A 7,115-nucleotide genomic window follows, 5' to 3' on the forward strand; every position below is an offset into this window, starting at 1 on the left:
CAATCAATGCGCCTTGCCGCCCCGCGCCTCCGCAAGATGATCGAACTGGCGGGTAAACGAGCCGAGGCCCGTCGTGTCGGCCCGCAATTGCAGGATGAAATCGCCGAGCTCGGATGCCGGAACCAGTGCCTCGACATCGTCCCAGCCGGACCAGCCCTCATGCTCGGCATAGCCGAGGATCTGTCCGCGCCGGCCGCTGAGCAGGCGCTGCGCGGCGGCGGTGAACCGGTTGGGCACGCGCACCGTCACGCGCTCGATCGGCTCCAGCAATACAGGCTCCGCCTTGGCGAGCGCTTCAACGACGCCGTTGCGAGTCGCCGTGCGGAACGCCATGTCGGAACTGTCGACCGAATGAAAGCCACCGTCGACAAGCGTGACCTCGACATCGACCACCGGATAGCCGAGCGGGCCTTTCTGCATCGCCTCTTCCGCCGCCTCACCGACGGACGGAATATATTGGCGTGGCACCGCGCCGCCGACGATCTTGTCGACAAAGGAAAAGCCCGCGCCACGCGGCCGCGGCGCGACTTCCAGCGCCACGTCGGCGAACTGGCCATGGCCACCGGTCTGGCGCTTGAGGCGCGCGTGTTGTTTCACCGCCTGTTTGATCGTCTCCTTATAGGCGACCTTCGGCGGCGCGACGTTGATCTGGCAATTATAGGTCGAGGCGAGGCGCTCCAGCGCGCCGTTCAGATGAATCTCACCCTGCCCGCAGAGCAAGGTCTCGCCCGTCTCGCGCGCGTGGACGATGCTGAGCGACGGGTCTTCCTCGACGAGCTTATGCAGCGCGCCGGAGAGCTTCACATCATCCTTGCGATCCTTGGCGGCGATGGCGAAGGCATAGACCGGCGCCGGCGGGCGCGGGAACGGCAGACCGGCTTCGCCGCCAATGACCGCGCCGGTCGGCGCCTCGTCCAACCGGCCGATAGCCACCAATTCGCCGGGCTCCGCCGCCTGGATGCGCAGAATATCCCCATTGACGAAACGATAGAGGCCGCCGATCCGCGCGCCATCGAGCGGCGCGCTATCGCGCAAGCCACCGCGCCAGAGACGTGCATAGGAGAGCTTACCGGTATAGGCCGCCTGACCGGCATGAACCGTCTTGAAGATTTGCACCAATGGATCGCCGGAGGCGGCAACGCCGCGGCGCGCCGCCGTGACAGAGGCGGGCGGCACATCATGCCGCAAGGCTTTCCAGAGGCGGAAGATGCCGTGCCCGCGCGCGGCCGCGCCAAAGAGAACCTGGACAATCGTGCCGCTCGCCTGATCCTTGTGCAGCGTCGCGAAAATCTCGTCGGCGCTCGGCGCGATATCCTCGATGACCTTTTCGAGCAAGGCATCGTCGTGATCGGCAAGCACTTCGGTGAGCCCGGCTAGCGCCTCCTGCTCCGGCGCGCGCAATTCGTTCGGCAGCGCGACACGCTCGGAATCCTCGCCGCAATAATGATAGGCGCGCTCGTTCACGACATCGACATAGCCGGTGACGGCGTCATGTTCGCGGATGGGGATCTGCCGCTGGACAAGCGGATAGCTCGAATAGGGCTGCAGCGCCGCGACAATCTCGCGAACCTGGCCGGCGAGCGTATCGATCTTGTTGATGAAGATGAGATGCGGCAGGCCAGCCTCCTCGACCGCCTTCAGCAGGACAGGAAGATTGGCGAGCCGGTCGGCGGAGGGATCGCAGACGATGATGGCGAAATCGACTGCCGTGAGCCCCGCCGCCGTCTCATAGGCGAATTCGACCGAGCCGGGGCAATCGACAAGCGCCCAGGGCTCGCCCATGAAGGTGCAATGCCCGAGCCGCAGTTCGGTGCTCATCGCCCGTGCATTCTGGCGTTTGGGCGCCACGCCGGCGCTGGTCAGCAACGCATCGAATAAAGTGGATTTGCCGCAGCCATAGGGGCCCAGAATCGCGACGGAGCGTGGGCCCGCAGGCTCCGCCTTCCATGCGGATCTTGTCATGTGCGTCTCCTCCCTGCAGGCATGTTCCGAAAAAGTTGCAGACTTTTTCGCGAAGAACATGCTCAAGCGTTGGGCGCGCGGATGTTCCGCGCACGGAGCAGATCGCCGGAGCGATACCGCTCCTTCCGAAGGCATGATTGATCCGATGCGTCAGCGGCGCAAGACGCTTTGTCAATGTGCGAAGCGAAAGATTTGACGCGCCGCAAACGGCGGCAGCATTGTGAAGGGGGGGAAGTGAGGGACGAAGCAACTGGCGGTGGGGTGGAGGGCGCGCCGTCTCTGGCTAACGCCCGGCTTTGCGAAGGGGAACAATTTCAGCGCACTACGGTTTCTCGCGGGAAGGAGCCAAAGCCATGGACAATCATCCACAGCCGCCGGTCTACCGGGATCAAGACGTGCGCCAGGGCGAGATCATCTTGCGTATGCGCACCCGCCGGGTCATCTTCATCGCCGGTCTCGCCGGCATGGTGATCCTGGCTCTGCTCTCGCTGATTTTAGCGCACGCCGGTCATCATATCGTCGGATAGATGGGCAAACGTCGCCGTTTGGCGGCGCTTGTTCAGAGCCGCCACATCAGGAATTGCAAATTCTTCGCAGACGCATCCGACACTCAGGGAGGATGAGATGGCGAGCAAATTCGTCTGGTACGAATTGATGACGAGCGACGCTCCGGGAGCCGAGAGCTTTTATCGCGACGTGGTCGGCTGGAGCGCACGCGATGCCGGCATGACCAATTTAAAATACACTTTGCTCTTAGTCGGCGAGATTCCGGTCGCGGGACTCATGCAATGTCCTCCGGACGTACCGCAGGGCCAGGGCGGCCCGGGCTGGCTCGGCTATGTCGGCGTCGCAGATGTCGATGCGACGCTCGCGCAAGCGCAGAAGCTTGGCGCAAGTGTCCATCGCGCGCCGACCGATATTCCCGGCGTCGGCCGTTTCGCCGTTCTCGCCGATCCGCAAGGCGCTGTCTTCGCTCTTTTCAAACCCAATGGTGCGTCGACACCGCCCGCGCCGATGACGCCGGGGACGATCGGCTGGCACGAGTTGCATGCTGCGGACGCCGAGAAAGCCTTCGCCTTCTACAGCGCCCTGTTCGGCTGGCAGAGGACTCAGGCGATCGACATGGGGCCGCTCGGCATCTACCAGGTCTTCGGCGACGAAAGCGCGCCGATGGGTTTCGGCGGCATGTTCAACAAGCCGGCGGAGGAAGCCCAGCCCTATTGGCTCTATTATTTCGCCGTCGCGGATATCGATGCGGCGGCGGCGCGCGTCACGGCGAGCGGCGGGATAGTCCGCCGCGAGCCGCAGCAGGTGCCGGGGGGCGCGTGGATCATCCAGGGGCAAGATCCGCAAGGCGCAACCTTTGCGCTCGTCGGCATGCGACGGAACGGGTCGGCTTAGCGCATCGGACCGAAAAGTGCGAAAGCGGGTTTCGGAACAAATCCGACACGGTAAAAGGACTCGTCCCGATGCTATTGTCGCGCGGCGTCACCTAGCGGCGCCGGCGGCAACGAATGAACATGGACATCATCTACGCACTTGAACCGCGGCTTTCCGCAAATGAATTTCACGATGTGCTCGTCGCCTCGACCCTGGGCGAGCGGCGGCCGGTGAAGGATTTAGCGCGGCTCGAGCGGATGCTGCGCGACGCGAATGTCATCATCACCGCGCGGCACGAGGGCCGGCTTGTCGGCATCTCGCGGGCGCTGAGCGACTTCAGTTTCTGCTGCTATCTTTCCGATCTCGCCGTCGATGCCGCCTATCAGCATCGCGGTATCGGCAAGCGCCTCATCGCCGAGACGCACGCGCAGGCAGGGCCGGAGACAACGCTGATTCTCGTGTCAGCGCCGGCGGCCGAAGGCTATTATCCAAAGATCGGGATGAACCAGCATATGAGCTGCTGGACGATTGCGCGAAAGAAATGATCCGCGGAGCCGAAGCCATCGTGCCGATGGTCGTCATGCTCTCGGCCTTCCGGCGGTGTGGACCGTGATGCCGTAGCCATCAGGATCACGGAATGTGAAGAAGCGGCCGAACGGGCCGTCAGCTGGCGGGGCAACAATAGTCACGCCCGCATCGGCGAGCACGCGATGGAGCACATCGGCATCATCCGCGGCGACCCACAGTGATACGCCCCAACCCAGATGGGGCGACGCCTGGAGATCAACGAGCGGCCGCCGAATGGCGAATGCGATGGGCTTGGTATCGAACACAACGGCGTCGGGCGGACTGCGCTCCGCGACCTTCAAGCCAAGTTGCTCTGTATAGAACTGTTTGGACGCTTCAAGATCCCTCACTTGCAGGGCGATGAAATCAGGTCCTATCAGCTTGGCCATGCGAGCCCCTCGGGTTAATATTAGGATGCTTATATTAGTAATATAAGGACCCTAATATGTCTAGCCCTGGCATGCCCGATCCGATGGCCAAGCGACTTGGCTACGCTCTGAAGCGCGCCCAACATGCGCTGCGTACTTGGATGGATGAAACTCTACGTCACCTTGACTTGACCACCCCTCAATATGCTGCGCTGAGCGCTATCGAGCTTGATCCCGGGATTTCCAGTGCTGCACTGGCCCGCGCGGCATTCGTTACCCCCCCAACCATGCAGGGAATTGTCACCAATCTGGAGCGAGCCGGATTGCTAAAGCGCAGCAGCGATCTCTCGCATGGCCGCATCCTGAGGAGTGAACTGACACGGAAGGGTGCGAAAAAGCTGCAGGAAGCGCATGTCCGCGTGGAAAAGATCGAGGCGATCGCGGCCAGTTTTCTTTCGCCCGAAGAGATCAGAAATCTCGCTGCACAATTGATCGCATGCGCCGATGCATTTGGCGCGGCAAATCCGAGCCGAAGCGCCGGGAAAGCCTCGAAGGCCAGATCAATTGACTCGATGACCTTGAGGAAAAGCCGACCATGAGGATAGGCCGTCCCATCTGACCGAAGCGCTATTGGAAACGCGCGGTCCGCGTCGCCGGCCTCCGACGCTTTCGACCGATAAAAACGAAAATACCGTCCGATGGTCAGATCGAACGGTAATTTGAGCTATGTAGAAGATTGGTTGCGGGGACAGGATTTGAACCTGTGACCTTCAGGTTATGAGCCTGACGAGCTACCGGGCTGCTCCACCCCGCGCCAAGGAAAGCGCGTCTTGTATTTTTGGTATCTTCCGGGGCCGAACCTAATCCCGGACGCGGAAAATGCCAGCGCAAAAACGAACGGCGGCTTGCACGAGAAGTGAAGCCGCCGTTTGTGTGAGATCATAAAGAGGTTCTGCCCTTCGCAGGCCTGGCAACGACCTACTCTCCCAGGTCTTAAGACATAGTACCATTGGCGCTGAAGCGTTTGACGGCCGAGTTCGGGATGGGATCGGGTCTTTTCACTTCGCAAGAGTCACCAGGCCGGCGAAAGGCAGAAATTGAAGCAACTTGCGACGCAAGGAGATCCGCAGCGCGGAATCCCTCGTCACATCTGGTCTTTGAAGCGATCTTCGATTTTCGCCGCATCATCTTATCGGAAAAGTCTACAACTTTTCCGGATGATGCGATGAGCATTGATTAATGAGAACGATCAAGCCAATCGAGCTATTAGTACCGGTAAGCTCCACGCATTGCTGCGCTTCCACACCCGGCCTATCAACGTGGTCGTCTTCCACGGCTCTCAAGGGAGAACTCGTTTTGAGGTGGGTTTCCCGCTTAGATGCATTCAGCGGTTATCCCGTCCATACATAGCTACCCTGCACTGCGGCTGGCGCCACAACAGGTCCACCAGAGGTATGTTCATCCCGGTCCTCTCGTACTAGGGACAAATCCTCTCAATTCTCCAACACCCACGGCAGATAGGGACCAAACTGTCTCACGACGTTTTGAACCCAACTCACGTACCACTTTAATTGGCGAACAGCCAAACCCTTGGGACCTTCTCCAGCCCCAGGATGTGATGAGTCGACATCGAGGTGCCAAACGATGCCGTCGATATGGACTCTTGGGCATCATCAGCCTGTTATCCCCGGCGTACCTTTTATCCGTTGAGCGATGGCCCTTCCACTCGGGACCACCGGATCACTATGACCGACTTTCGTCTCTGCTCGACTTGTTGGTCTCGCAGTCAGGCAGGCTTATGCCATTGCACTCAACGAGCGATTTCCGACCGCTCTGAGCCCACCATCGCGCGCCTCCGTTACTCTTTGGGAGGCGACCGCCCCAGTCAAACTGCCCACCATGCACTGTCCCGGCTCCGGGTGACGGAGCGCGGTTAGACATCCATATAGATAAGGGTGGTATTTCAAGGGTGGCTCCATCCGAGCTGGCGCCCGGACTTCATAGCCTACCACCTATCCTACACATGCCGACACGAATGCCAGTGCAAAGCTACAGTAAAGGTGCACGGGGTCTTTCCGTCTGACCGCAGGAACCCCGCATCTTCACGGGGAATTCAATTTCACTGAGCTGACGCTGGAGACAGCGGGGAAGTCATTACGCCATTCGTGCAGGTCGGAACTTACCCGACAAGGAATTTCGCTACCTTAGGACCGTTATAGTTACGGCCGCCGTTTACCGGGGCTTCAATTCAAGGCTTGCACCTCTCCTCTTAACCTTCCGGCACCGGGCAGGCGTCAGACCCTATACGTCATCTTGCGATTTCGCAGAGTCCTGTGTTTTTGTTAAACAGTTGCCACCCCCTGGTCTGTGCCCCCATGAGCCGCTTGCGCGGTCATGGGCCTCCTTATCCCGAAGTTACGGAGGCAAATTGCCGAGTTCCTTCAGCGTCATTCTCTCAAGCGCCTTGGTATACTCTACCTGTCCACCTGTGTCGGTTTAGGGTACGGACTGATGTGGAGGCTATTTCCTGGAACCGCTGGGCTGCCCGGGAAATCCAATAATCCCAAACAGCTTTCGCAATCCGTCACCTTCCACTGGCCCACGAATATTAACGTGGTTCCCATCGACTACGCCTTTCGGCCTCGCCTTAGGGACCGGCTAACCCTGCGAAGATTAACTTTACGCAGGAACCCTTGGACTTTCGGCGACACTGTCTTTCACAGTGTTTCTCGTTACTCATGTCAGCATTCGCACTTCCGATATCTCCAGGATGTCTCACGACTGTCCCTTCACGGACTTACGGAACGCTCCGCTACCGCTCATCTTGCGATGAACCCA

The 7,115-nt window shown here is 60.2% G+C and carries 6 protein-coding genes, 1 tRNA gene and 2 rRNA genes (1 of these 9 only partly in view); 4 read left to right on the top strand and 5 right to left on the bottom strand.

The window, feature by feature from the left end; genetic code table 11:
• Positions 1-3: 3 nt before the first annotated feature.
• On the bottom strand, positions 4-1,962 hold the full coding sequence (locus tag CWB41_RS04385) for an elongation factor G (RefSeq protein WP_115835400.1): 1,959 nt from the start codon (positions 1,960-1,962) through the stop codon (positions 4-6).
• A gap of 353 nt (positions 1,963-2,315) precedes the next feature.
• Here CWB41_RS04385 and CWB41_RS04390 point away from each other — a divergent pair, with 353 nt between their 5' ends.
• From CWB41_RS04390 to CWB41_RS04400, 3 genes are all read left to right on the top strand, one after another.
• The gene (locus CWB41_RS04390) at positions 2,316-2,489 is read left to right on the top strand and encodes a peptide ABC transporter permease (RefSeq protein WP_115835399.1); all 174 of its coding nucleotides are present in this window, start codon (positions 2,316-2,318) and stop codon (positions 2,487-2,489) included.
• 97 nt (positions 2,490-2,586) lie between these two features.
• Positions 2,587-3,363: a VOC family protein gene (locus tag CWB41_RS04395; RefSeq protein ID WP_115835398.1), complete on the top strand. Its 777-nt coding sequence runs from the start codon at positions 2,587-2,589 to the stop codon at positions 3,361-3,363.
• A 119-nt stretch (positions 3,364-3,482) separates the two neighbouring features.
• Entirely contained in the window at positions 3,483-3,887 is a 405-nt protein-coding gene (locus CWB41_RS04400) for a GNAT family N-acetyltransferase (protein ID WP_115835397.1), read from the top strand.
• A 33-nt stretch (positions 3,888-3,920) separates the two neighbouring features.
• On the opposite strand, the gene CWB41_RS04405 is transcribed toward CWB41_RS04400, so the two are convergent.
• Positions 3,921-4,298 (bottom strand): VOC family protein, encoded by a 378-nt coding sequence (locus CWB41_RS04405; protein ID WP_115835396.1) that lies wholly within the window; start codon positions 4,296-4,298, stop codon positions 3,921-3,923.
• 56 nt (positions 4,299-4,354) lie between these two features.
• Between CWB41_RS04405 and CWB41_RS04410 the strand changes: the two genes are divergently transcribed.
• A complete protein-coding gene (locus CWB41_RS04410) occupies positions 4,355-4,876 on the top strand; it encodes a MarR family winged helix-turn-helix transcriptional regulator (RefSeq protein WP_115835395.1) in 522 nt (173 codons plus the stop codon).
• Positions 4,877-5,014: 138 nt separating this feature from the next.
• On the opposite strand, the gene CWB41_RS04415 is transcribed toward CWB41_RS04410, so the two are convergent.
• The 3 genes from CWB41_RS04415 to CWB41_RS04425 all read right to left on the bottom strand — a co-directional run.
• Positions 5,015-5,091, bottom strand: a tRNA-Met gene (locus CWB41_RS04415).
• Positions 5,092-5,242: 151 nt separating this feature from the next.
• Positions 5,243-5,357 (bottom strand): 5S ribosomal RNA (gene rrf, locus CWB41_RS04420).
• 165 nt (positions 5,358-5,522) lie between these two features.
• Positions 5,523-7,115 (bottom strand): 23S ribosomal RNA (locus tag CWB41_RS04425); it runs 1,217 nt beyond the window's last position.

Source organism: Methylovirgula ligni (assembly GCF_004135935.1).
Lineage (GTDB): Bacteria > Pseudomonadota > Alphaproteobacteria > Rhizobiales > Beijerinckiaceae > Methylovirgula > Methylovirgula ligni.